The sequence below is a fragment of the Malikia granosa genome, from assembly GCF_002980595.1.
Classification (GTDB): domain Bacteria; phylum Pseudomonadota; class Gammaproteobacteria; order Burkholderiales; family Burkholderiaceae_C; genus Malikia; species Malikia granosa.
Window position 1 is genome coordinate 55,776 of record NZ_PVLQ01000013.1, and the last position, 20,553, is coordinate 76,328.

20 protein-coding genes are annotated in these 20,553 nt (G+C 68.1%); 4 read left to right on the plus strand and 16 right to left on the minus strand.

Annotation, left to right across the window (positions count from 1 at the left end; all coding sequences use genetic code 11):
• Nucleotides 1-29 precede the first annotated feature (29 nt).
• The 4 genes from trmB to C6P64_RS04950 form a co-directional block, all read right to left on the minus strand.
• Nucleotides 30-836, minus strand: coding sequence for a tRNA (guanosine(46)-N7)-methyltransferase TrmB (gene trmB / locus C6P64_RS04935; RefSeq protein ID WP_105747477.1), 807 nt, complete (start codon nucleotides 834-836; stop codon nucleotides 30-32).
• Nucleotides 806-1,717, minus strand: coding sequence for a tRNA glutamyl-Q(34) synthetase GluQRS (gluQRS, locus tag C6P64_RS04940; RefSeq protein ID WP_105747478.1), 912 nt, complete (start codon nucleotides 1,715-1,717; stop codon nucleotides 806-808). The genes trmB and gluQRS overlap by 31 nt, the downstream gene beginning before the upstream one ends.
• Nucleotides 1,714-2,811: an NAD(P)/FAD-dependent oxidoreductase gene (locus tag C6P64_RS04945; RefSeq protein WP_105747479.1), complete on the minus strand. Its 1,098-nt coding sequence runs from the start codon at nucleotides 2,809-2,811 to the stop codon at nucleotides 1,714-1,716. The genes gluQRS and C6P64_RS04945 overlap by 4 nt, the downstream gene beginning before the upstream one ends.
• Before the next feature lie 94 nt (nucleotides 2,812-2,905).
• Nucleotides 2,906-3,838: a LysR family transcriptional regulator gene (locus C6P64_RS04950; RefSeq protein ID WP_105747480.1), complete on the minus strand. Its 933-nt coding sequence runs from the start codon at nucleotides 3,836-3,838 to the stop codon at nucleotides 2,906-2,908.
• A 118-nt stretch (nucleotides 3,839-3,956) separates the two neighbouring features.
• Between C6P64_RS04950 and C6P64_RS04955 the strand changes: the two genes are divergently transcribed.
• Together C6P64_RS04955 and C6P64_RS04960 are read left to right on the plus strand one after the other, a co-directional pair.
• A complete protein-coding gene (locus tag C6P64_RS04955; RefSeq protein WP_105747481.1) occupies nucleotides 3,957-4,658 on the plus strand; it encodes a pirin family protein in 702 nt (233 codons plus the stop codon).
• Between the two features lie 89 nt (nucleotides 4,659-4,747).
• Nucleotides 4,748-5,302, plus strand: a complete 555-nt coding sequence (locus tag C6P64_RS04960) for a flavodoxin family protein (protein ID WP_105747482.1) — start codon at nucleotides 4,748-4,750, stop codon at nucleotides 5,300-5,302.
• A gap of 7 nt (nucleotides 5,303-5,309) precedes the next feature.
• On the opposite strand, the gene C6P64_RS04965 is transcribed toward C6P64_RS04960, so the two are convergent.
• The gene (locus C6P64_RS04965) at nucleotides 5,310-6,317 is read right to left on the minus strand and encodes a tripartite tricarboxylate transporter substrate binding protein (protein WP_105747483.1); all 1,008 of its coding nucleotides are present in this window, start codon (nucleotides 6,315-6,317) and stop codon (nucleotides 5,310-5,312) included.
• A 153-nt stretch (nucleotides 6,318-6,470) separates the two neighbouring features.
• Here C6P64_RS04965 and dnaE point away from each other — a divergent pair, with 153 nt between their 5' ends.
• Nucleotides 6,471-10,034, plus strand: coding sequence for a DNA polymerase III subunit alpha (dnaE, locus tag C6P64_RS04970; protein WP_105747484.1), 3,564 nt, complete (start codon nucleotides 6,471-6,473; stop codon nucleotides 10,032-10,034).
• Between the two features lie 63 nt (nucleotides 10,035-10,097).
• On the opposite strand, the gene yccS is transcribed toward dnaE, so the two are convergent.
• From yccS to C6P64_RS05015, 9 genes are all read right to left on the minus strand, one after another.
• A complete protein-coding gene (yccS, locus tag C6P64_RS04975; protein ID WP_245911627.1) occupies nucleotides 10,098-12,254 on the minus strand; it encodes a YccS family putative transporter in 2,157 nt (718 codons plus the stop codon).
• An 86-nt stretch (nucleotides 12,255-12,340) separates the two neighbouring features.
• Nucleotides 12,341-13,561: a cell envelope integrity protein TolA gene (gene tolA / locus C6P64_RS04980; protein WP_105747485.1), complete on the minus strand. Its 1,221-nt coding sequence runs from the start codon at nucleotides 13,559-13,561 to the stop codon at nucleotides 12,341-12,343.
• 13 nt (nucleotides 13,562-13,574) lie between these two features.
• Nucleotides 13,575-14,012, minus strand: coding sequence for a biopolymer transporter ExbD (locus C6P64_RS04985; protein ID WP_105747486.1), 438 nt, complete (start codon nucleotides 14,010-14,012; stop codon nucleotides 13,575-13,577).
• 22 nt (nucleotides 14,013-14,034) lie between these two features.
• Nucleotides 14,035-14,736, minus strand: a complete 702-nt coding sequence (gene tolQ, locus C6P64_RS04990; RefSeq protein ID WP_105747487.1) for a protein TolQ — start codon at nucleotides 14,734-14,736, stop codon at nucleotides 14,035-14,037.
• Entirely contained in the window at nucleotides 14,733-15,155 is a 423-nt protein-coding gene (gene ybgC / locus C6P64_RS04995; protein WP_105747488.1) for a tol-pal system-associated acyl-CoA thioesterase, read from the minus strand. The genes tolQ and ybgC overlap by 4 nt, the downstream gene beginning before the upstream one ends.
• Nucleotides 15,156-15,159: 4 nt before the next feature.
• Nucleotides 15,160-15,639: a transcription antitermination factor NusB gene (gene nusB, locus C6P64_RS05000; RefSeq protein WP_105747489.1), complete on the minus strand. Its 480-nt coding sequence runs from the start codon at nucleotides 15,637-15,639 to the stop codon at nucleotides 15,160-15,162.
• The gene (ribH, locus tag C6P64_RS05005; protein ID WP_105747490.1) at nucleotides 15,636-16,106 is read right to left on the minus strand and encodes a 6,7-dimethyl-8-ribityllumazine synthase; all 471 of its coding nucleotides are present in this window, start codon (nucleotides 16,104-16,106) and stop codon (nucleotides 15,636-15,638) included. The genes nusB and ribH overlap by 4 nt, the downstream gene beginning before the upstream one ends.
• 2 nt (nucleotides 16,107-16,108) lie before the next feature.
• On the minus strand, nucleotides 16,109-17,239 hold the full coding sequence (ribBA, locus tag C6P64_RS05010) for a bifunctional 3,4-dihydroxy-2-butanone-4-phosphate synthase/GTP cyclohydrolase II (RefSeq protein ID WP_105747491.1): 1,131 nt from the start codon (nucleotides 17,237-17,239) through the stop codon (nucleotides 16,109-16,111).
• Nucleotides 17,236-17,874: a riboflavin synthase gene (locus C6P64_RS05015; RefSeq protein ID WP_105747492.1), complete on the minus strand. Its 639-nt coding sequence runs from the start codon at nucleotides 17,872-17,874 to the stop codon at nucleotides 17,236-17,238. The genes ribBA and C6P64_RS05015 overlap by 4 nt, the downstream gene beginning before the upstream one ends.
• Nucleotides 17,875-18,222: 348 nt before the next feature.
• On the opposite strand from C6P64_RS05015, the gene aceA reads away from it, so the two are divergent.
• Nucleotides 18,223-19,554, plus strand: coding sequence for an isocitrate lyase (gene aceA, locus C6P64_RS05020; RefSeq protein WP_105747493.1), 1,332 nt, complete (start codon nucleotides 18,223-18,225; stop codon nucleotides 19,552-19,554).
• Nucleotides 19,555-19,683: 129 nt separating this feature from the next.
• Here aceA and C6P64_RS05025 read toward each other — a convergent pair whose 3' ends face one another.
• Complete coding sequence (locus C6P64_RS05025) at nucleotides 19,684-20,019, minus strand: BON domain-containing protein (protein WP_105747494.1); 336 nt, start codon at nucleotides 20,017-20,019, stop codon at nucleotides 19,684-19,686.
• A gap of 97 nt (nucleotides 20,020-20,116) precedes the next feature.
• Nucleotides 20,117-20,284, minus strand: coding sequence for a hypothetical protein (locus tag C6P64_RS18155; RefSeq protein ID WP_170073043.1), 168 nt, complete (start codon nucleotides 20,282-20,284; stop codon nucleotides 20,117-20,119).
• Nucleotides 20,285-20,553 lie beyond the last annotated feature (269 nt).

Consider the following 20,553-nt stretch of genomic DNA (forward strand, 5'->3'; position numbering starts at 1 on the left):
CGCGCGAAGTCCGGCGGCAGCGGGCCGCATCAGGCGGCGACGCGCTGGAACACCAGGTCCCAGACGCCATGGCCCAGGCGCAGGCCGCGGTTCTCGAACTTGGTCAGCGGACGGTAGTCGGGCTTGGGCGCATAGCCAGCCAGGCCAGCGTCGGTGGCCGTGTTGGCCAGCTGCGCTTCGGCGCTCAGGACTTCGAGCATCTGCTCGGCATAGGGCTGCCAGTCGGTCGCGCAGTGCAGGTAGCCGCCGGGTTTCAGCCGGCTGACCAGCTTGGCGACGAAGGGCGACTGGATCAGGCGGCGCTTGTTGTGCTTCTTCTTGTGCCAGGGATCGGGGAAGAAGATGTGGATGCCGTCCAGGCAGCCCTCGGGCAGCATGTGGTCGATCACCTCGACCGCGTCATGCTGCAGGATGCGGATGTTGGCGAGCTCCTGCTCGCCGATGCGCTTGAGCAGGGCGCCGACGCCGGGCTCGTGCACCTCGCAGCACAGGAAGTTGTCGTCCGGGCGCACGCGCGCGATATGCGCGGTCGCCTCGCCCATGCCGAAGCCGATCTCGAGGATCAGCTTGCCTTCGCGGCCGAAGGCAGCCTGGGCGTCGAGCGGCTGCGGCGCGTATTTCAGCAGGAACTTCGGTCCCAGGTCCTCGAAGGCCTTGGCCTGGCCAGTCGTGGTGCGGCCGGCACGCTTGACATAGCTCTTGATGGTCTTGGGGTGGGCCACATGGGCCGGTGCCTGGGCGGCTGTCTCGCTCGCTGGAGCGTCGACAGCCGGCAGGTCGGTGGGGGAGGCGTTGTTTTCGGTGTTCACGGGGCGGAATTGTAGAGAGTCGCCCATTGCCGGGTCCAGCAGTCCAGCGCTTGCATCACCGATCCGCCCTGCTGAGCCAGGCCCAGCAGGGCAGCCGCCGCGTTGAGCGCCGCCAGCGGATCGGACAGATCGACCGCTGCCGCGCCGTTCTGCTTCGAGAGCTTCTCGCCATTGGCGCCGCAGACCAGCGGGGTGTGCAGGTAGCGCGGCCGCGGGTAGCCCAGCGCCTGCTGCAGCAGGATCTGGCGCGCGCTGTTGTCGGCCAGGTCCTCGCCGCGCACCACATCGGTGATGCCCTGCTCGGCATCGTCGACCACCACCGCGAGCTGGTAGGCCCAGAGTCCGTCGGCACGCCGCAGCACGAAGTCGCCGACTTCCATCGCCACTTCCTGCTGCTGCGCGCCGAGCCGCCGGTCGTTCCAATGGGTGATCGAGGGCAGGCCGAGCGCCGTCGCGACCGCCGCGATGTCGAACCGCCAGGCGCGCGCTAATCTGCCCTTGAGCCCGCCATTCGATGGCCGGCAGCTGCCGGGGTAGACCAGCTCGCCATGGCGCTCGCGCGGGTCACCGCGCGCGGCCAGCGCCTGCGCGATGTCCTTGCGCGTGCAGCCGCAGGGGTAGGCCCAGCCCTGCTCGATCAAGCGGTCGAGCGCGGCTTGGTAGACGGTGCCGCGTTCGGACTGGCGCAGCACCGGCTCGTCGCTGACCAGGCCGCAGGCAGCGAGCTGGCGCAGGATCTCGTCGGCCGCCCCAGGCGGGCAGCGCGGCAGGTCGACATCCTCGATCCGCACCAGCCAGCGGCCGCCATGGGCGCGCGCGTCGAGCCAGCTCGCGAGCGCCGCGACCAGCGATCCCGCGTGCAGCAGCCCGGTCGGCGAGGGCGCGAAGCGTCCCCGGTAGCCGCTCATGCCGCCAGGTGCAGGCCGAGCTCGAGGCCGGAGACGAAGGCGTCCTCGACCCGGTGGCCCAGGCACCAGTCGCCGCACAGCGCGATGCCGAGCGCGCGATCGGCCAGATAGGGCTGGCCCAGCGGACGGCGGGTCTGGGCATAGAGCCAGCGGTGCGCGACCGCATGGCTGGGTTCGGCACGGATGCCGGTGATCTCGGCAAAGCCCTTCAGCAGCTTGGCGCTGATGCGCTCGGCGCTGTCGTTCACATGCTCGGCCGACCATTCGGGGCTGGCCTGCACGGTCCAGCGCTCGATGCTGCCGCGGCCCGGCTTGCTGTTCTCGCGCGCCAGCCAGCGCACCCGGTGCTGCTGGCTGCGCGCGGCGCTCCAGGCCGGCCCGAAGGGCTCCTGCTCGGAAGGCGTCGCCTGCGGGAAAGCCAGCATCAGGGTCCAGCAGGGTGCGACCTCGACCGAGGCGAGGGCCTGCTGGAACTCGGGCGCCAGCTGCGAGTCCTGCAGCAGTTCGAGTGCCTGCGGATGCGGCACCGCGAGCACGACCTGGTCGAAGCCGCCCAGCACCTGCTGCGCGCCCTCGGCGCCTTCGCAGCGCAGCTGCCACTGCTCGGGATGGATGGCATCGCGCTCGATGCGCCTGACCCGGATGCCCAGGCTCACGCTGGCGCCCAGGCTGCCGTCGGCCAGCGGTGCGCCCAGTTCGCGCGCCAGCGCGCTCATGCCGGGGGTCGCGACCCAATGGGTCTCGGCGGCGGCGGGCGATGGGGCCAGCGCCAGGCCTTCCTGGTCGAGCACGCGCATGGTCTCGGGCGCCCAGGGCTGGACCCGATCGCCGAGCTGGTCCAGCAGCCGTTCGAAGCGCGCATCGCGCACGGTGAAATACTGCGCGCCATGGTCGAAGCCGCCGAACTCGGTCTTGCGCGTGGCCATGCGGCCGCCCCAGCCGCGGCTCTTGTCGAGCAGGGTCACGCTCCAGCCGGCCTGCGCCAGTTGCCGGGCGCAGCTGACGCCGGCCATGCCGGCGCCGATCACGGCAATCCGCCGCGGCGACTGGCCATCGGGCAGGCTGGAAACAAGGGTCTGGTCGGATGAGCTCATCGGGAATCTCCGGCTGGTGGGTGCCGCTAGGGCTGGGTTTGAGGGCAATTTAACATCAGGGCCGGCCTGGCGCAGGCGGTGCCGGCCGGTCCCGTCACTGGTGATGGTTTTCCAGCAGTGCGAGCCTGGTGCGGGGTTGCTCGACCTGGGCCAGCCACCAGGCCAGCGCGCGTCCTGCGCCGCCGCCGGTGCGCCAGACATAGCCGACCCGTATATTGCGCTGCGGCTGGTCGACCGGCTTGGCGACCAGCCGGCCGGCGTCGAGGTAGGGCCGCGCCAGCGGCAGCGGCAGCCAGCCGCAGCCCAGGCCGCGCAGCTGGGCCTCGAGCTTGTGCTGCATGGTCGGCACGGTCAGCACCTCCTGGCCGGGCAGCAGGTTGACGGTCACGCCGCGTCCGCGCTGCGAGGAGTCGGCTGCCGCGACGGCGCGGTGGCGCTGGATTTCCTCGCTGTCGAGCGGCCGCTCGGCAGCCGCCAGTGGGTGGTGCGGCGCGACCGCGAACACGAAGTCGACCGATCCCATCTCCTGCAGGCTCAGGCCGCTGCTGGGCGCGAGGTCGGTCGGCACGCCGAGCGCGAGGTCGGCCTTGCCGTTGAGCAGCGCCTCCCAGGTGCCCGAGAGGGTTTCGGCGCGCAGCCGCAGCCGGGTCGGCGCGCCCAGCGCGTAGAAGGCCTCGCAGAGCTCGAACAGGGTGCTGCGGGCGATCAGCGCGTCGGCCGCGATCGTGAGCTCGGGCTCCCAGCCGGTCGCGACCCGACGCACCCGCTGTGCGACCGCGTCGAGCTCGCGCAGCAGATGCTCGCCGGCGCGCAGCAGCTCGGCACCGGCCGGGGTCAGGCGGGCGCGGCGCGAGCTGCGGTCGAACAGCAGCACGTCGAGCGCGTCCTCGACCTGGCGCACCCGGTAGGTCAGGGCGCTCGGCACCAGCCCGAGCTCGCGCGCCGCTGCCGCCATGCTGCCGGTGCGCGCGACGGTCTCGATCAGGTCCAGGTTCTCGGGCGAGAGGGCGGACAGTTGTCGCTGCATGTCGGGGTCTTGATGTTCACAATTTTTGAATTGTGCCGGCAAAATGCTGGGCTGAACAGGCGGGATCGAGGCTCTAAAGTACGGTCATTCATTGCCAAGAAGACAGGAGACCCCCGCCATGATCAGTCTGCGCCAATCACGCGAACGCGGCTATGCCGACCACGGCTGGCTCAAGAGCTTCCATTCCTTTTCCTTTGCCGGCTACTACGATCCGCAGCACATGGGCTGGGGCAATCTGCGCGTCATCAACGAGGACCGCATCGCGCCCGGCACCGGCTTCGGCACCCACGGCCACAGCGACATGGAGATCGTCAGCTACGTGCTGAGCGGCCGCCTGGCGCACCGCGACAGCATGGGCAATGTCCAGGCCATCGTGCCGGGCGAGGTGCAGCGCATGAGCGCGGGGACCGGCGTGCGCCACAGCGAGTTCAACCATGCGCCCGACCAGACCACGCATTTCCTGCAGATCTGGATCGAGCCCGACCAGGCCGGCATCGCCCCCGGCTACGAGCAAAAGGCCTTTGCCGACGCCGACAAGCGCGGCCGGCTCTGCCTGGTCGCCTCGCGCGACGGCGCCCAGGGCTCGGTGACGATCCACGCCGATGCCCGCCTCTACGCCGGCCTGTTCGACGGCGCAGAAACGGCCGAACTTGCCCTCGATCCGGCGCGCAAGGCCTATGTGTTCCTGGTACGCGGCAGCCTGAGCGTCAACGGCCTGGCGCTCCAGGCCGGCGACGCCGCGCTGCTGGCGCAGGAGTCGCTGCTGCGGCTGGAGCAGGGCGCCGATGCCGAGGTGCTGGTGTTCGACCTCGCGCCCTGATCCGGGCCGAAGGCAAGAGTTTTTCGCGCCCTGATTCGACGGGCATTTTTTCCGGCGCCGCTGGCGCCTTCATTGCAGGAGTTTCAAAGATGGCAAATGTAGTCGTGGTCTATCACTCGGGTTACGGACATACCCAACGCGTCGCGCAGCAGGTCGCCCAGGGCGCCGACGCCGAACTGCTCGCCATCGATGCCGATGGCAACCTGGCCGAAGGCGGCTGGGAGACCCTGGCCGGCGCCGACGCCATCATCTTTGGCACCCCGACCTATATGGGTGGTCCGAGCTGGCAGTTCAAGAAGTTCGCCGATGCCAGCTCCAAGGCCTGGTTCAGCCGCGGCTGGCAGGACAAGGTGTTCGGCGGCTTCACCGCCAGCGCCAGCCTCAACGGCGACAAGGGCGCCTGCCTGATCCAGCTGCAGACCCTGGCCAGCCAGCATGGCGGGCTCTGGGTCAGCTTGGGGCTGTTGCCGGCCAACGGCTCGGCCGCCAGCCGCGCCGACGTCAACAACCTGGGCGGCTCGGTCGGCCTGCTGGTGCAATGTGCGTCCGATGCCGGTGCCGACCAGATCCCGGCCGGCGACCTCGAGACCGCGCGCCGCTACGGCGAGCGCGTCGCGGCCGTGGCCGCGAAGTTCAAGGGCTGAAGGCCGCTCAGCCCTCGATCTTGAGCTGCTGCGCGGCGACCACGGCCTTCCAGTCCCGGTAGTCGCGCTCGAGGAAGCTGCCGAGCTGGGCTGGCGTGCCGACGGCGGCCTCGATCGCATCCTTGGCGAAGCGCTCCTTGACATCCGGCAGCGCCACCGCCTTGGCGATCGCCGCGTTGAGCTGCTGCACCAGCTCGGCCGGCGTGCCGCGCGGCGCGACCAGACCGAAGTAGTTCAGCACGTTGAAGCCCTTGAGGCCCGACTCGCTCATGCCCGGCACCTCGGGCAGCGCGGGCGAGCGTCCGGCGCTCGTGACCGCCAGCGCCTTGATGCGGCCGTCGCGCACATAGGGCGCCAGCGCCGGTATCGTGCCGGTGATGATCTCGATCTGGCCGCTGACCATGTCCAGCGTCGCCGGCGCGATGCCCCGGTAGGGAATATGGGTGATGAAGATGCCCGACTTCATCTTGAGCTGCTCGAGCACCAGGTGGTTGATGCCGCCGGCGCCGGCCGAGCCGTAGTTGAGCTTGCCCGGCTGGCGCCTGGCCAGCGCGATCAGCTCCTTGAGGTTGCTGACCGGCAGGTCCTTGTTGACCGCCCACAGCAGCGGGCCGGAGGCGATCATGCCGACCGGCGTGAACTGGCCCAGCGGGTCATAGCCGGCCTGCGGCAGCGCCGCCGGCACGGTGGTGAAGGGGGCGGCGACCAGCAGCAGGGTATTGCCGTCCGGGGCGCTCTGGGCCACGTACTGCGCACCGATGGCGCCCGAGGCGCCGGTCCGGTTCTCGACCACCACGTTGCGGCCCAGGATCTCGCCCAGCTTCTGCGCCATCAGCCGGCCGACCGCATCGGTGCCGGCGCCAGGCGCGAACGGCACCACGATCTTGATCGCGCCGCCCTGGGCCCGCGCAGCGGCCGGCAGCAGCGCGGCGGAAGTCGCCAGCGCCATCCACTGGCGGCGGCTCAAGGGGGTGGTCAGGGAAGGGGAGGAGTCGGAGGCTTGGCTCGGCAGCATGGAATAAGCTCGATCAGGGAAAGGATCACGGGGAAAAAACTCCCGCCAGCATGGCAGAAGGTTTTGACTTGGCGATGACATCCTGCCTGGTTCCGCCGGTGCTGTCGGGCGGCAGTACCTGCGCTGCCAGGGCCGGCCTTTTACAATCCCGGGATGTTCGTCCACCTGCGCCTGCATTCCGAGTTCTCCGTCGTCGACGGCACTGTCCGCATCGATGAGGTCGTCGAGGCCGCGGCCGCCGACGGCCAGCCCGCCCTGGGCCTGACCGACCTGTCCAACCTGTTTGGCGCGATCAAGTTCTACAAGGCCGCGCGCGGCGCCGGCGTCAAGCCGGTGCTTGGTGCCGAGGTCTTCGTCCAGGGCCTGGGCCCCGAGGCCGCTCCCGGCGCCTCGGTGCAGCAGCACAGCCTGCCCAGGATGCTGCTGCTGGTGCAGACCCACCAGGGCTACCTGAACCTGTGCGAGCTGCTGGCGCGCGCCTGGACGCGCAACATGGTGCGCGACCAGGCCGCGCTCAAGTGGGAATGGCTGCAGGAGCTCGGCGCCGGCCTGATCCTGCTGTCGGGCGCGCACAGCGGCCCGGTCGGGCTGCCGCTGCTGGCCGGCGACGAGGCGCGCGCGCAGGATGTCGCGCAGCAGCTCGCTGCCGCCTTCCCGCAGCGCTTCTACCTCGAGCTGCAGCGCGCCGGCCGCACCGACGACGAGCGCCAGGTCGTTGGCGCCGTGCAGCTCGCCGCGCGGCTGCAGCTGCCGGTGGTCGCGACCCATCCGGTCCAGTTCCTCGGGCCCGACGACTACGAGGCGCACGAGGCGCGCGTCTGCATCTCGGAAGGCGAGATCCTGGGCAACCAGCGCCGGGTGCGCAAGTTCACGCGCGAGCAGTACTTCAAGTCGGCCGCCGAGATGGCCGCGCTGTTCCACGACATCCCCTCGGCGCTGGCCAACAGCGTCGAGATCGCGCGCCGCTGCAACCTGACCCTGGTGCTGGGCAAGCCGCAGCTGCCCAACTTCCCGATCCCGCCGGTCGATGGCCGGGTCATGTCGGTCGACGACTATTTCCGCCATGTCTCGCACCAGGGCCTCGAAGGTCGCCTGCTGCATCTGTTTCCCGATGAGGCCAAGCGCAATGCCGAGCGCCCGCGCTATGTCGAGCGGCTCGAGTTCGAGCTCAACACCATCCTCAAGATGGGCTTCCCGGGCTACTTCCTGATCGTGGGCGACTTCATCCAGTGGGCGAAGGAAAACGGCTGCCCGGTCGGCCCGGGTCGAGGCTCGGGTGCCGGCTCGCTGGTGGCCTATGCGCTCCTGATCACCGACCTCGACCCGCTGCAGTACAACCTGCTGTTCGAGCGCTTCCTGAACCCGGAGCGGGTCTCGATGCCCGACTTCGACATCGACTTCTGCCAGACCAACCGCGACCGCGTGATCGACTATGTCAAGGACAAGTACGGCAAGGACGCGGTGAGCCAGATCGCCACCTTCGGCACCATGGCCGCGCGCGCGGCGATCCGCGACGTGGGACGGGTGCTCGATTTCGCCTATGGCTTCTGCGACGGCATCTCCAAGCTGATCCCGAACAAGCCGGGCATGTCGGTCACGCTGCAGTACCCGCCCGATCCGCCCAAGCCCGGCGACAAGAACAACTACGCGATCGCGATGGAGCCGGTGCTGGCCGAGCGCATCGAGCGCGAGGAGGATGTCAAGACCCTGATCGAGCTGGCACAGAAGCTCGAGGGCATGACGCGCAACATCGGCATGCACGCCGGCGGCGTGCTGATCGCGCCCGGCAAGCTGACCGACTTCTGCCCGCTGTACCAGCAGCCCGGCAGCGACTCGGCGGTCAGCCAGTACGACAAGGACGATGTCGAGGCGGTGGGACTGGTCAAGTTCGACTTCCTTGGCCTGGCCACGCTGACCATCCTCGAGCTGGCGCGCGAGTTCATCGTGCGGCGCCACCCGGACCAGCAGGACTTCGCCTTCGAGCGCATCCCGCTCGACGACCGCAAGACCTACCAGCTGTTCTCCGACGGCAAGACCGAGGCGGTGTTCCAGTTCGAAAGCCGCGGCATGCAGGGCATGCTGCGCGACGCCAAGCCCAGCCGGCTGGAAGACCTGATCGCGCTCAACGCGCTGTATCGTCCGGGCCCGATGGACCTGATCCCGAGCTTCGTCGCGCGCAAGCACGGCCGCGAGGTGGTCGAGTACCCGCACCCGCTGGTCGAGCCAGTGCTGTCCGAGACCTACGGCATCATGGTCTACCAGGAGCAGGTGATGCAGACCGCCCAGGTGCTGGGCGGCTATTCCCTGGGCGGCGCCGACATGCTGCGCCGCGCCATGGGCAAGAAGAAGCCCGAGGAGATGGCCGAGCACCGCGTCATCTTCCGCAAGGGCGCGGCCGAGAAGGGCATCAGCCAGGAGAAGGCCGACGAGGTGTTCGACCTGATGGAGAAGTTCGCGGGCTACGGCTTCAACAAGTCGCACGCCGCCGCCTACTCGCTGCTGGCCTATCACACCGGCTGGCTCAAGGTCCATTTCACGGCGGAGTTCTTCTGCGCCAACATGACGATCGAAATGGACGACACCGACAAGCTCAAGGTCTTGTATGTCGATGCGACCCACTTCGGCATCAGCTTCGATCCGCCCGATGTCAACCGCGGCAGCTACCGCTTCGAGCCCGTCAGCGACAAGGTGATCCGCTACGGCCTGGGCGCCGTCAAGGGCACGGGACAGCAGGCGATCGAGGCCATCGTCGCGGCGCGCGAGGGGCGCGGCGTCGGTCCGCGCGGCGACACCGTCGGCCCCTTCACCAGCCTGTTCGACTTCTGCGCCCGGGTCGACCGCAGCCGTTTGAACAAGCGCACCGTCGAGGCGCTGATCAAGGCCGGCGCCTTCGACTCGCTCGAGATCAACCGCGCCGCCCTGCTGGCCTCGGTCGAGCGCGCCTTCGACTTCGCCAACGCCCAGCAGGCCAACGCCAACCAGGGCGGCCTGTTCGACATGTTCGGCGCCGACAGCCAGGGCGCCAGCACCCAGGAGCCCGAGCTGGCCGCGCTGCCGATCTGGGGCATCAAGGAGCGCCTGACCTACGAGAAGACCGCGATCGGCTTCTACCTCTCGGGCCACCTGTTCGACGAGGTCGAGCGCGAGGTGCGCCGCTTCGCCCGCATGCCGCTGGCGCATGTGGTCGACAGCCGGGACCCGATCATGGTCGCCGGCATCGTCAATGACCTGCGCATCATCAACGGCCAGCGCGGCAAGGTCGCGATCTTCAAGCTCGACGACAAGAGCGGCACGCTCGAGGCCACCGCCGACGAGGCCCTGATCAACGCCAACAAGCACCTGCTGAAAGACGACGAGCTGGTGGTCGCGCAGGTGCTGGCGCAGCCGGACCGCTTCTCGGGCGGCCTGCGGCTCAAGGTGCAGGCGCTGTGGGACCTGGGCGCGGCGCGCTGCCGCTTCGGCAAGTACCTGCGCGTGACGGTCAACGGGCGCGCGCCCGATGTCGCGGCGCTGCTGCGCGAGTTCCCGGCCCAGCGCGAGATCGGCGAGCAGGGCGAGCTGGTGCGCGGCCTGCCGGTGCGGCTCGAGGTGCTGCGCGAGACCGCGCGCTGCGAGGTCCAGCTCGGCGAGCGCGCCCAATGCTTCCCGACCGATGCCGCGCTGGCGGCCTGGAAGGCGCAGGCGCACGAGCAGCGCGCCGAGATCGTGTTCGACTGAACGGTCCTATCGGGTCAGCGGCTGGCCGCTGGCCTGCGGTCCTGCGTCATCCGGAGCTGGTTCTCAGCGCGCCCGGCACAGCCGGGGCGCCTGCCGCTCGAGCTGGGGCAGCAGCCCGCTGGCGAGCTGGAGCTGCGCCTGCAGCAGGCTGCCGACCGGGCCCCGCGCCGGCATCTCGATGTCGGCCTCGGCCGGCGTGGCCGGCGTCACGCCTGCCGCCGCCGCCTCCAGCTGGCCCGACTCGAGCTGGCGCGCCAGCCCCTCCAGCCCCTGTTGCAGCGCCTGCGCGGCCTGCCGGCTGGCTTCGTCGAGCGCGCCGGCCTCGAGTTCGCCGCGGTGCGCGCCCAGCGCCGACAGGTAGTTCTGCAGCATGTGCGTCAGCACCAGGAAGCGCGCGCTGGCCGTCATGTCCAGCCGCTTGCCCTCGGGCTCCTTGCGCATCGCGGCATAGGCATTGGACAGCGCGGCCTCGGCGTTGTGCGCGTTGCGCCGTGCCTTGCGGTAGGCCAGGTGATCCTGCTTGCCTGCCTGGTATTGCTCCAGGATGGCCTGCAGGTAGCCGGCCTGGGCGCGCAGGGTCTGCGCCGCCAGCCGGGGCCAGTGCCGCGCCTGCCAGTTCGGCAGGATCAGCCAGGCCCCGAGGCCGGCGATCACGCTGCCGATCGCCGTGTCGAGCAGGCGCGCCGGGATCACGCCCTGCGACATGCCCATCTGGTGGAAGCTCAGCAGCACCAGCGTGGTCATCGCGCCGGTCGCGACCCGGATGTCGCTCATGCGCTTGCCGATGAACAGCGCGCCGGCCAGCACCATGCAGACCGCCTGCAGCAGCGGGCCCGGAAACAGCCGGATCAGCACCCAGCCCACCATCAGGCCGACCACCGTGCCGAGCGCGCGCTGGCCGACCCGGCTCAGCGTGGCGGCGTACTGCGGCTGGCTGGCAAAGACCACGGTCAGCACGATCCAGTAGCCATGCGGGTCCTGCGTGGCCTGCATCACGCCGAAGGCCAGCAGCAGCACCAGGCTGAGCCGCAGCGCATGGCGCATCAGCGCCGAATTCAGCGTCAGCTGGGTCCGGATGCGGGCCCAGGCCTCGCCCAGGCTGTGCACCTGATGGTCGACCAGCGACAGGTCGGGCGCCGCGCCGCCACGCAGCGCGCTGGCGAACACCTTGGCCAGCCCGGTCAGGTTGTCGCCCAGCGCGTGCAGCGCCTGCAGCGGGCGCGCGGCCGGCCGGGAGGCCGCCGCCGTCTCGAGATAGGCGATAGCGGCCTGCATGTCCTCGATCGCGCGCGCGGTCTGGCCCTCGTGGCGCGGCGGCGTGCGCTCGCGGATCGCCTGCGCGAACTTGAGCGCCTGCTCGCCCAGCACGCTGAGCACCAGCTGGCAGCGGTAGAGCGCATCCGAGCGCGCGAAGGCATCGGCCAGCAGGGTGTAGCTCTCGTGCGAGCTGCTGGTGCGCTCGTGGATGTCCTGCGCCGCCAGGTACTGGTGCATGGCCTCGCTGAGCCAGGGCGGTGGCTCGCCGCCAGCGATCCGGCTGAACAGGCTTTCCTTGGCGGCGTTGAGCGCATCGACCACGCGGCCGTTGTGCAGCGCGAGCTCGAGCCGGCGCCGCTGCCGGTCCACGCCCTGCACCGGCTCGAGCAGCCTGGCCTTGAGCCGCAGGTATTCGCCCAGCAGGGCGTAGAGCTGGGACAGCCGGTAGCGCACCGTGGGCTTGGGCCAGGCCGCGGCCCACAGCAGCGACACCAGGCCGTACCAGACCGCACCGCCGAGCAGATAGGGCGCCAGCTCGAGCGCCTGCGCGCGGTGGCTTTCGGCCGACAGCGCCGAGTAGATGAACAGCACCAACGAGCCGAAGGCCAGCGCCCGGTAGCGCTCGCCGAGCGCGCCCAGCATCGTGAGCGTGAAGGCCGACAGCGCCAGCACGGCGGCCAGCAGTGCCGGCCAGGGCAGGGTCAGCCAGACCGCGGTCATCATGAGGCCGAAGCAGGCCAGCGCCAGCAGCAGGGTCTTGAGGCGACCGCGCCAGGCATCGTCGGTCTCGGTGAAGGCGCAGGCCATCACGCCCAGCACCACGGGCATCAGCTCGTCCTGCCAGCCGGCGCGCCAGCCCAGCGCCAGCACGCAGGCCAGCGCCAGCAGGGCCTGCATGCCGCGTGTCACCCCCTCGTGATTGCGCGCGTGCTGCCAGCTCGCGATCCAGTTGTCGTTCACCATCTGCGATTCCAGGGTTCAAACCGCGTCGAGTGTACGCGCAAGCCCGGGGCCGATCGGCGCCTGCGCGCTGGCTCCGCCGCGCCCGTTCAGGGGCGGAACTTGATCACGAAGGTCGTGTCGGGCATGCGGCCGTTCTCGTCCTTGGGCAGATGGCCGGCGCGGTCGATCGCGCGCAGCACCACCTCGTCGAAGGCCGGATTGCCGCTCGACTTGAGCAGGCGCTGGCTCAGGATGGTGCCGTCGGGCAGGGTCCTGATCTCGGCTTCCGCGCTCAGGTTGGACGGGAAGGATTCGGGCGAGTTGTAGAAGGTCTTGATGCGTGCCGCCACCTTGGCCGCGTAGCCGGCCGAAGCCCCGCCACCGCCGCCACCGTTGCCGCCCGAACCGCCATGGCCCGAGCCCGAACCACCCGCGCTGCCGCCGCCATTGCCGTTCGAGCCACCCGCGCCGCTGCCCTTGGCGCCCGCGTCGCCGCTGCCGCCGGCCTGGCCCATCATGCGCGCCAGCTGCTTCTTGCGGTCGGCCTCGATCTGCGCCTCGCGCTTGGCCGCTTCCGCCTTGGCGGCCTTCTCCTTGGCTGCCTGCTCGGCTTTCTCCGCCTTCTCGGCCTTCTCGCGCGCGGCCTGCTGCTCGCGCTTCTTCTCTTCGGCTTCGCGCTTCTTCTTCGCCTCGTCCTGCTTGGCCTGCTCGCGCTGCTTGGCAGCCTTTTCCTCGGCCTCGCGCTGCTCCTTGAGCTTTTCCTTCTGTTTTTCCTGCTTGGCCTTTTCGGCTTTCTCCGCCTTGGCCTTCTCAGCCTTGGCTTGCTCGAGCTTGGCCTGCTCGCGCTGCTTCTCGAGCGCCTCGGCCTTCTTCTTTTGCTCGGCCTTTTCCTTGCGTTCGGCCTCGCGCTGGCGCTCGAGCGCTTCCTCGCGCTTCTCCTGCTCGGCCTTCTTGCGCTGCAGCGCAATCTGCGCCTCGCTCGGGCCGGCATCGACCTTGGGTTTGGCCTCCACCGCCTGGGCGACCGGCGCCTTGACGGGCTTGGGCGGCACGACCGGACGCACCGGCTCAGGTTCCGGCGCGGGGGGAGGGGGCTGGACCGCCTCGGGCTCCACGGCGGACTCGGCGGCGCGCGGTGCCGCCGCGGCCGGCAGGGCCGACCAGAGTTCGGCCGACATGGCGGCGGCCGGCGCATCCTGCTTCCAGCTCACGCCCCAGGTCAGCGCCGCCACCAGCAGCCCGTGCACGAACAGCGCGAGCAGCAGCGGGCCGCGCCAATGCCGGTCGGCAGGCGGGCTGAAATCGAGGGGATCGGCCGCAAGCTTCATGCCGGTCACGGGATCAGGGCTGCTGCTGGACCGACAGGCCCACGCGCTGGATGCCGGCGCGCTGCAGCTTGTCCATCACCTGCACCACCGACTCGTACTTGACGCTCTTGTCGGCGCTGATCACTACCGGGGCGAAGCCCTGGCCCGGCTCGGCCGGACCCTGCAGCAGGCGCACCTGCTCGACCAGGCCGGCCAGCTCGACGCTGACCGCGCTGCTGTTCGACTGGCCGTCCTTGACCTTGAGCGCGGCGTCCTTGTCGACCAGCACCTGGACGAAGCGGTCGGGCTGGCGATCGGCCTGGCCGACGCTGGGCAGGTCGATCATGCTCGGCGTGAGCATCGGCGCCGTGACCATGAAGATGATCAGCAACACCAGCATCACGTCGATGAACGGGACCATGTTGATCTCGTTCTTGGTGCGGCGGCCCTTGCGGGCGGGAACTGCGGCCATGGGGCTTCTCCGGTACTGGCCGTCAGTGGGCCGACGAGCCCTGGGCCGGGGTCGCGCCGACGCTGCGGTTCAGGATGTTGGAGAACTCCTCCATGAAGGTCTCGAGCTGGTTGGCCGCCCGGTCGATGTCGTGCGCGAAGCGGTTGTAGAAGATCACGGCCGGGATCGCCGCGAACAGGCCGATCGCGGTCGCGACCAGCGCCTCGGCGATGCCCGGCGCCACGGTGGCCAGCGTGACCTGGGTCAGCGCGGCCAGCCCGGTGAAGGCGTGCATGATGCCCCAGACCGTGCCGAACAGGCCGACATAGGGCGAGACCGAGCCGACCGAGCCCAGGAAGGACAGGTTGACCTCGAGCGCGTCGACCTCGCGCTGGTAGCTCGCGCGCATCGCGCGCCGCGCGCCGCCGAGCAGCGCGTCCGCGTCGGTGATGCGGCGCTCGCGCAGCTTCTGGAACTCGCGCATGCCGCTGGCGAAGATGCGCTCCATCGGGCTGCCCTGGTGCGCGTTGCGGGTGGCGGCCAGGTAGAGCTCGCTCAGGCTGGCGCCGGACCAGAAATCGCGCTCGAACACATCGGTCAGCCGCTGCACCCGCTTGAGCGCGAACACCTTGCGGAAGATCGCCGCCCAGCTGATCACCGAGACCGTCAGCAGCAGCGCCACCACCGCCTGCACCACCCAACTGGCGTTGAGCAGCAGGGAAACTATCGAGAAATCGTGGGTCATGGATTCAGGACTTGCAGGACAGGGACAGGGATGCGCGCGGGCTTCATCTGGACTGCATCGACCCAGCCGATGCGAATGCGGCCTTCGCACAGCAGCTGCGCGCGCGTGCCCTGGTCGAGCAGCCAGGCCTGCTGCTCGAGCACCAGCGAGGCGCGACCGAGCTCGGCGATGCGCGCCGTGACTTCGATCTGGTCGTCGAGCCGTGCCGGGCGGTGGTAGTCGAGCGCCGCCGCTCCGACCACGAACATGCCGCCGCTGGACTCGCGCAGCTCGCGCTGGTGGATGCCCAGGCTGCGCAGCCATTCGGTGCGCGCGCGCTCGAAGAACTTCAGGTAGTTGGCGTAGAACACGATGCCGCCGGCATCCGTGTCCTCCCAGTACACGCGCACCGGCCAGCCAAACTCCTTGCCTTGGGTCATGGCATCAGGCCTTGCGGGCCGGGTCGCGCGTGACTTCCTCGGGGCGCAGCTGGACCGCGAGCTGGTTCAGCACGCCGTTGACATAGCGGTGGCCGTCGGTGCCGCCAAAGGACTTGGCCAGCTCGATGCACTCGTTGATCACGACGCGCCAGGGCACATCGACGCAATGGCTGAACTCGTAGGCGCCGATCCACAGGATCGCGCGCTCGACCGGCGAGATCTCGGCCAGGCTGCGGTCGAGCAGCGGCGTGATCGCGGCGTCAAGCGTCTCGGCCTCGGCGATGCAGCCATGCAGCAGCGCATCGTAATGCGCGCTGTCGGCCTTGTGGAAGCCGCTCAGGTCGCGCGTGAAGGCGTCGATCGCGGCGGAGTCGTTGCGGCCGACCAGGTGCTGGTAGAGCGCCTGCAGCGCGAACTCGCGCGCGCGGCTGCGACCGGACTTCTCGGTGGCCTTCTTGAACGGGCGGGGGCTGGCGTCCTTCATTCGGGGTTCAACTCGCTGAGCAGACGGGCCATCTCGACGGCGACCTGGGCCGCGTCGCGGCCCTTCTCGTCCTGGCGGGCAACCGCCTGGGGCAGGTTCTCGGTGGTCAGGATCGCGTTGGCGATCGGCAGACCGTAGTCCAGTCCCACCCGGGTCACGCCAGCGGCCGACTCGTTGCAGACCAGCTCGAAGTGATAGGTCTCGCCGCGGATCACGCAGCCCAGCGCGACCAGCGCGTCGAAGCGCTCGCTCTCGGCCATCGCCTGCAGCGCCGACGGCACCTCGAGCGCGCCCGCCACCGTCACATGCACGATGTCTTCTGCATTGACGCCCAGCGCCTGCAGCTCGCCCACGCAAGCCTGCGCCAGTGCATTCGTGATGCCCTGGTTGAAGCGCGCCTGCACCACGCCGATCCGCAATCCCTTGCCGTCCAGCTGGACGGCCTTGCCTTTTTCTGCACCCAACATATTCAATTTTCCTCAGTCTTGCTGATAAAGCCGGTCACCTCGAGTCCGTAGCCCGTCATGCTGGGCATGCGGCGCGGGGTACCGAGCAGCTGCATCTTGTTGACACCGCATTCGCGCAGGATCTGCGCGCCGACGCCATAGGTGCGCAGATCCATGCGGCCGCGCTCGGGCGCCTGCGCCGAGCGCGCGGTGCCTTCGAACTGGGCCAGCAGCTGGTCGGCCGTCTCGCCGCAGTTGAGCAGCACCGCCACGCCCTTGCCCTGCTCGGCGATATGGCGCAAGCTGGTCTCGAGCGTCCAGGAATGCATCGAGCGCCCGACCTCGAGCGCGTCGAGCACCGACAGCGGCTCATGCACGCGCACCGGGATGCTCTCCTCGGCGCCCCAGCTGCCGCGCACCAGCGCCAGGTGCAGCGAGCCGCTCGGGCCGTCGCGGAAGGCGTGGGCCGTGAACTCGCCAAAAGCCGTGTCGAGCGGACGGCTGCTGACCTGGCGCACCAGCGACTCGTTGGCGCTGCGGTAATGGATCAGGTCGGCGATAGTGCCGATCTTGAGACCGTGCTCGGCCGCGAACAGCTGCAGGTCCGGCAGCCGGGCCATGGTGCCGTCGTCGTTCATGATCTCGCAGATCACGGCCGACGGCGAGCAGCCCGCCATCGCGGCCAGGTCGCAGCCGGCCTCGGTGTGGCCGGCGCGCATCAGCACGCCGCCATCGACCGCCTGCAGCGGGAACACATGGCCGGGCTGGACCAGGTCGGTCGGCTTGGAATTGCGGTCGACGGCGACCTGGATCGTGCGGGCGCGGTCGGCCGCCGAGATGCCGGTCGTCACGCCCTCGGCGGCCTCGATCGAGACCGTGAAGGCCGTGCTGTACACGGTGCCGTTGCGCGCGGCCATCGGCGGCAGCTTGAGGTATTCGCAGCGCTCGCGCGTCAGCGTCAGGCAGATCAGGCCACGGCCGAACTTGGCCATGAAGTTGATCGCCTCGGGCGTGACATGGTCGGCGGCCAGCACCAGGTCGCCTTCGTTCTCGCGGTCTTCCTCGTCGACCAGGATCACCATCCGGCCGGCCTTCATGTCGGCGACGATGTCCTCGACCGGCGAGATCCCCACCGGGGTCAGGGCTTGTTTCATGGTTGGGCTTTCTCGGCGGCGCTGCCGCTCAACATGCGCTCGACATAGCGCGCAATCAGATCGATTTCCAGGTTTACCTTCGAGCCCGCCTGCAGGCTGCCCAGCGCGGTGTTCTGCACCGTGTGCGGGATCAGGTTGATGCTGACCTCGCAGCCATCGGCCAGGTCGGCGACGCGGTTGACGGTCAGGCTCACCCCGTTGACGGTGATCGAGCCCTTGTAGGCCAGGAACTTGCCCAAGGCTGCCGGGGCCAGGATGCACAGCTCCCAGCTCTCGCCGATCTGCTCGAAGCGGCTGACCTGGCCGATGCCGTCGACATGGCCCGACACGATATGGCCACCCAGGCGGTCATGCGCGCGCAGCGCCTGCTCGAGGTTGACCGTGCCGGTCTGGTCCAGCCCGGCGGTCTTGTCCAGCGATTCGGCCGACACGTCGACCGTGAACCAGGCCTGGTCCTTGTCGAAGCTGGTGACCGTCATGCAGGCGCCGTTGAGCGCGATGCTGTCGCCCAGGCCGACTCCGTCGAGATAGCCCGCGGGCGTCTCGATGGTCAGGCGCTTGCCATGTTGCAAAGAACTTCCGAGCGGGTGGACAGCGACGATGCGCCCCACGCCAGTGATGATGCCGGTAAACATTCCACCATTTTCGCAGAGAAAGCGGCGCTGCTCCGAAGTCGGGCGATGTTGCGCCCGGATGGGGCGTCACAGGACAGAAATTTTTACATTACAAAATCCAAATTCTGCTAGGTGAAACGGGTAGCGAGGTCGTTGGAAGAGATTTTCCCGCCTAACAACCACTCTTTTCATATTGTGATTTTGATTTTGTAAGTGATTGAAAATAAAAGAATAAAAAAATGTCTTGTATAAGACATAAGATTGGTTTTGGGTCTTATAGAAGACTTAGACTGTATCCAACGGCACCAAACTTGCAACAGCAAAACTGGCTGCCCCAGCCATCTGTCACATCAACCTAAGGAGCGATCCATGTCGAATTCCCTGAACCAGCAACTGAGCCGCCAGCAGCAGATCGAAGCCCTCGAGAAGGACTGGGCCAACAACCCGCGCTGGAAGAGCGTCAAGCGCGGCTACAGCGCCGCCGACGTGGTCCGCCTGCGTGGCAGCCTGCAGCCCGAGTACACCCTGGCCCAGCGCGGCGCCACCAAGCTGTGGGAAAAGGTCAACGGCGGCGCCAAGAAGGGCTACGTCAACGCCTTCGGCGCCATCTCTGCCGGCCAGGCGATGCAGCAGGCCAAGGCTGGCCTGGAAGCGGTCTACCTGTCGGGCTGGCAGGTCGCTGCCGACGGCAACACCTCCGAAACCATGTACCCCGACCAGTCGCTGTACGCCTACGACTCGGTCCCGACCATGGTGCGCCGCATCAACAACACCTTCAAGCGCGCTGACGAGATCCAGTGGAGCCGTGGCATCGATCCGGACTCGGCCGAGTTCATCGACTACTTCCTGCCGATCGTCGCTGACGCGGAAGCCGGTTTCGGCGGCGTGCTCAACGCCTTCGAACTGATGAAGAACATGATCGCCGCCGGTGCTGCTGGCGTGCACTTCGAAGACCAGCTGGCTGCCGTGAAGAAGTGCGGCCACATGGGCGGCAAGGTGCTGGTTCCGACCCAGGAAGCGATCGAGAAGCTGATCTCGGCCCGTTTCGCTGCCGACGTCATGGGCGTGCCGACCATCATCCTGGCCCGCACCGATGCCGAAGCTGCCAACCTGATCACCAGCGACCACGACGCCAACGACAAGCCCTTCCTGACCGGCGAGCGCACCCAAGAAGGCTTCTACCGCGTCAAGAACGGCCTGGAGCAGGCCATCAGCCGCGGCGTCGCCTACGCTCCCTACGCCGACCTGGTGTGGTGTGAAACCGGCGTGCCGGACATCGGCTTCGCCCGCGAGTTCGCCCAAGCCGTGCACGCTGCCTGCCCGGGCAAGCTGCTGTCCTACAACTGCTCGCCGTCCTTCAACTGGAAGAAGAACCTCAACGACTCGCAGATCGCCTCCTTCCAGGAAGAGCTGTCGGCGCTGGGCTACAAGTACCAGTTCATCACGCTGGCCGGCATCCACATCAACTGGTTCAACACCTTCCAGTTCGCCCACGCCTACGCCCGCGGCGAAGGCATGAAGCACTACGTCAACATGGTGCAGGAGCCGGAATTCGCGGCCCGCGACAAGGGTTACACCTTCGTGTCGCACCAGCAGGAAGTCGGCGCCGGCTACTTCGACGACGTCACCACCGTGATCCAGGGCGGTTCGTCCAGCGTCAAGGCCCTGACCGGCTCGACCGAAGAAGAGCAGTTCCACTGATCTGCGATCCAGGCATTCGAGAGGGTGCCTTGATCAAGAAGCCATCTGATGCTGGAGTGTCAGGTGGCTTTTTTGCGCGCCCAGCATGGGTGCTATGCAAAACCCGGGGTGGTTCACTTGCGGGTTGCGTTACTGTTTGACGGTCAACTCATTGTGAATGCTATGCGCGCCCTCGGCGGCTCGTGCGGCGCCGAGCACGGTGTCAACCTGTGCCTGACTTCCCACCACACCCGTTAGCCGAACGTCGCCCTTTGTGGTGACGACTGTAATGTCTTGCCCTGCCAAACTCGAATCATTGTTTAGTGCAGATTTGACATGGGTCGTGATATCGGCGTCTGATACGTTGGCATTTGCTCTGGCAACTGGAGCTTGAGTCGGACTCGCGATGTGATCTGCCTTGTTGCATGCGGTCAGCACGATCGTGCTGCAGGCAGTCAACAGAAAGATATGGTTGAAAATTTTCATGGAATTATTTTGCGAAATGTAGGCAGAAAAAATTCTTTGTTCTTCTGCATTACTCGGTGTCCGTCCTGGCTGCCGAGCCCAGAGCAATACTGAAGGTTCAGGTCATGTGACCTAGGTCGGCCTGTTGCGACGGCAACTGGATATCACCCGGGTGCTGCTGAAGCACGTAGGGCACTGAAAAGAATGTCACGGTAAACACCACAAACAGTGTGGCGGCGACAGCCTGTGCGATGGGCTGTAAGAAGTTCTTGAGATCGGTGTTCATGGTGAATCCTGTGGAGGTTTAGGGGGAGGGCCAGGTGTCTGCTCTGAACCTTGGGGTCATATTGCACCCGTGAGGCTGAACACATGCTGAACGGCCGTTTCTGGGTACGTTCACATTCCCTCATCTGCGACTCGCAAAGTATTTCTGGTGCTTTGGGGTCGAAATTGGTCATGCTGACCTGGGTGTAAGCAGTTCTTCCGTGGTTCCCGGGCTTCTGGCCAGACTCAAGCTCGGCCATTCCATGTTTTGTCGAGTGATTTCAAGGTGCC

What these genes read in the sequence shown, in the direction of transcription:
- gluQRS (WP_105747478.1), bottom strand. Translation starts at nt 1,717, where the DNA reads ATGAGCGGCTACCGGGGACGCTTCGCGCCCTCGCCGACCGGGCTGCTG.
- trmB (WP_105747477.1), bottom strand. Translation starts at nt 836, where the DNA reads ATGGGCGACTCTCTACAATTCCGCCCCGTGAACACCGAAAACAACGCC.
- C6P64_RS04985 (WP_105747486.1), bottom strand. Translation starts at nt 14,012, where the DNA reads ATGGCCGCAGTTCCCGCCCGCAAGGGCCGCCGCACCAAGAACGAGATC.
- ribBA (WP_105747491.1), bottom strand. Translation starts at nt 17,239, where the DNA reads ATGAAACAAGCCCTGACCCCGGTGGGGATCTCGCCGGTCGAGGACATC.
- C6P64_RS04955 (WP_105747481.1), top strand. Translation starts at nt 3,957, where the DNA reads ATGATCAGTCTGCGCCAATCACGCGAACGCGGCTATGCCGACCACGGC.
- C6P64_RS04965 (WP_105747483.1), bottom strand. Translation starts at nt 6,317, where the DNA reads ATGCTGCCGAGCCAAGCCTCCGACTCCTCCCCTTCCCTGACCACCCCC.
- aceA (WP_105747493.1), top strand. Translation starts at nt 18,223, where the DNA reads ATGTCGAATTCCCTGAACCAGCAACTGAGCCGCCAGCAGCAGATCGAA.
- dnaE (WP_105747484.1), top strand. Translation starts at nt 6,471, where the DNA reads ATGTTCGTCCACCTGCGCCTGCATTCCGAGTTCTCCGTCGTCGACGGC.
- C6P64_RS18155 (WP_170073043.1), bottom strand. Translation starts at nt 20,284, where the DNA reads ATGAACACCGATCTCAAGAACTTCTTACAGCCCATCGCACAGGCTGTC.
- tolA (WP_105747485.1), bottom strand. Translation starts at nt 13,561, where the DNA reads ATGAAGCTTGCGGCCGATCCCCTCGATTTCAGCCCGCCTGCCGACCGG.
- C6P64_RS05015 (WP_105747492.1), bottom strand. Translation starts at nt 17,874, where the DNA reads ATGTTTACCGGCATCATCACTGGCGTGGGGCGCATCGTCGCTGTCCAC.
- yccS (WP_245911627.1), bottom strand. Translation starts at nt 12,254, where the DNA reads ATGGTGAACGACAACTGGATCGCGAGCTGGCAGCACGCGCGCAATCAC.
- nusB (WP_105747489.1), bottom strand. Translation starts at nt 15,639, where the DNA reads ATGAAGGACGCCAGCCCCCGCCCGTTCAAGAAGGCCACCGAGAAGTCC.
- C6P64_RS05025 (WP_105747494.1), bottom strand. Translation starts at nt 20,019, where the DNA reads ATGAAAATTTTCAACCATATCTTTCTGTTGACTGCCTGCAGCACGATC.
- C6P64_RS04960 (WP_105747482.1), top strand. Translation starts at nt 4,748, where the DNA reads ATGGCAAATGTAGTCGTGGTCTATCACTCGGGTTACGGACATACCCAA.
- C6P64_RS04945 (WP_105747479.1), bottom strand. Translation starts at nt 2,811, where the DNA reads ATGAGCTCATCCGACCAGACCCTTGTTTCCAGCCTGCCCGATGGCCAG.
- ribH (WP_105747490.1), bottom strand. Translation starts at nt 16,106, where the DNA reads ATGTTGGGTGCAGAAAAAGGCAAGGCCGTCCAGCTGGACGGCAAGGGA.
- ybgC (WP_105747488.1), bottom strand. Translation starts at nt 15,155, where the DNA reads ATGACCCAAGGCAAGGAGTTTGGCTGGCCGGTGCGCGTGTACTGGGAG.
- tolQ (WP_105747487.1), bottom strand. Translation starts at nt 14,736, where the DNA reads ATGACCCACGATTTCTCGATAGTTTCCCTGCTGCTCAACGCCAGTTGG.
- C6P64_RS04950 (WP_105747480.1), bottom strand. Translation starts at nt 3,838, where the DNA reads ATGCAGCGACAACTGTCCGCCCTCTCGCCCGAGAACCTGGACCTGATC.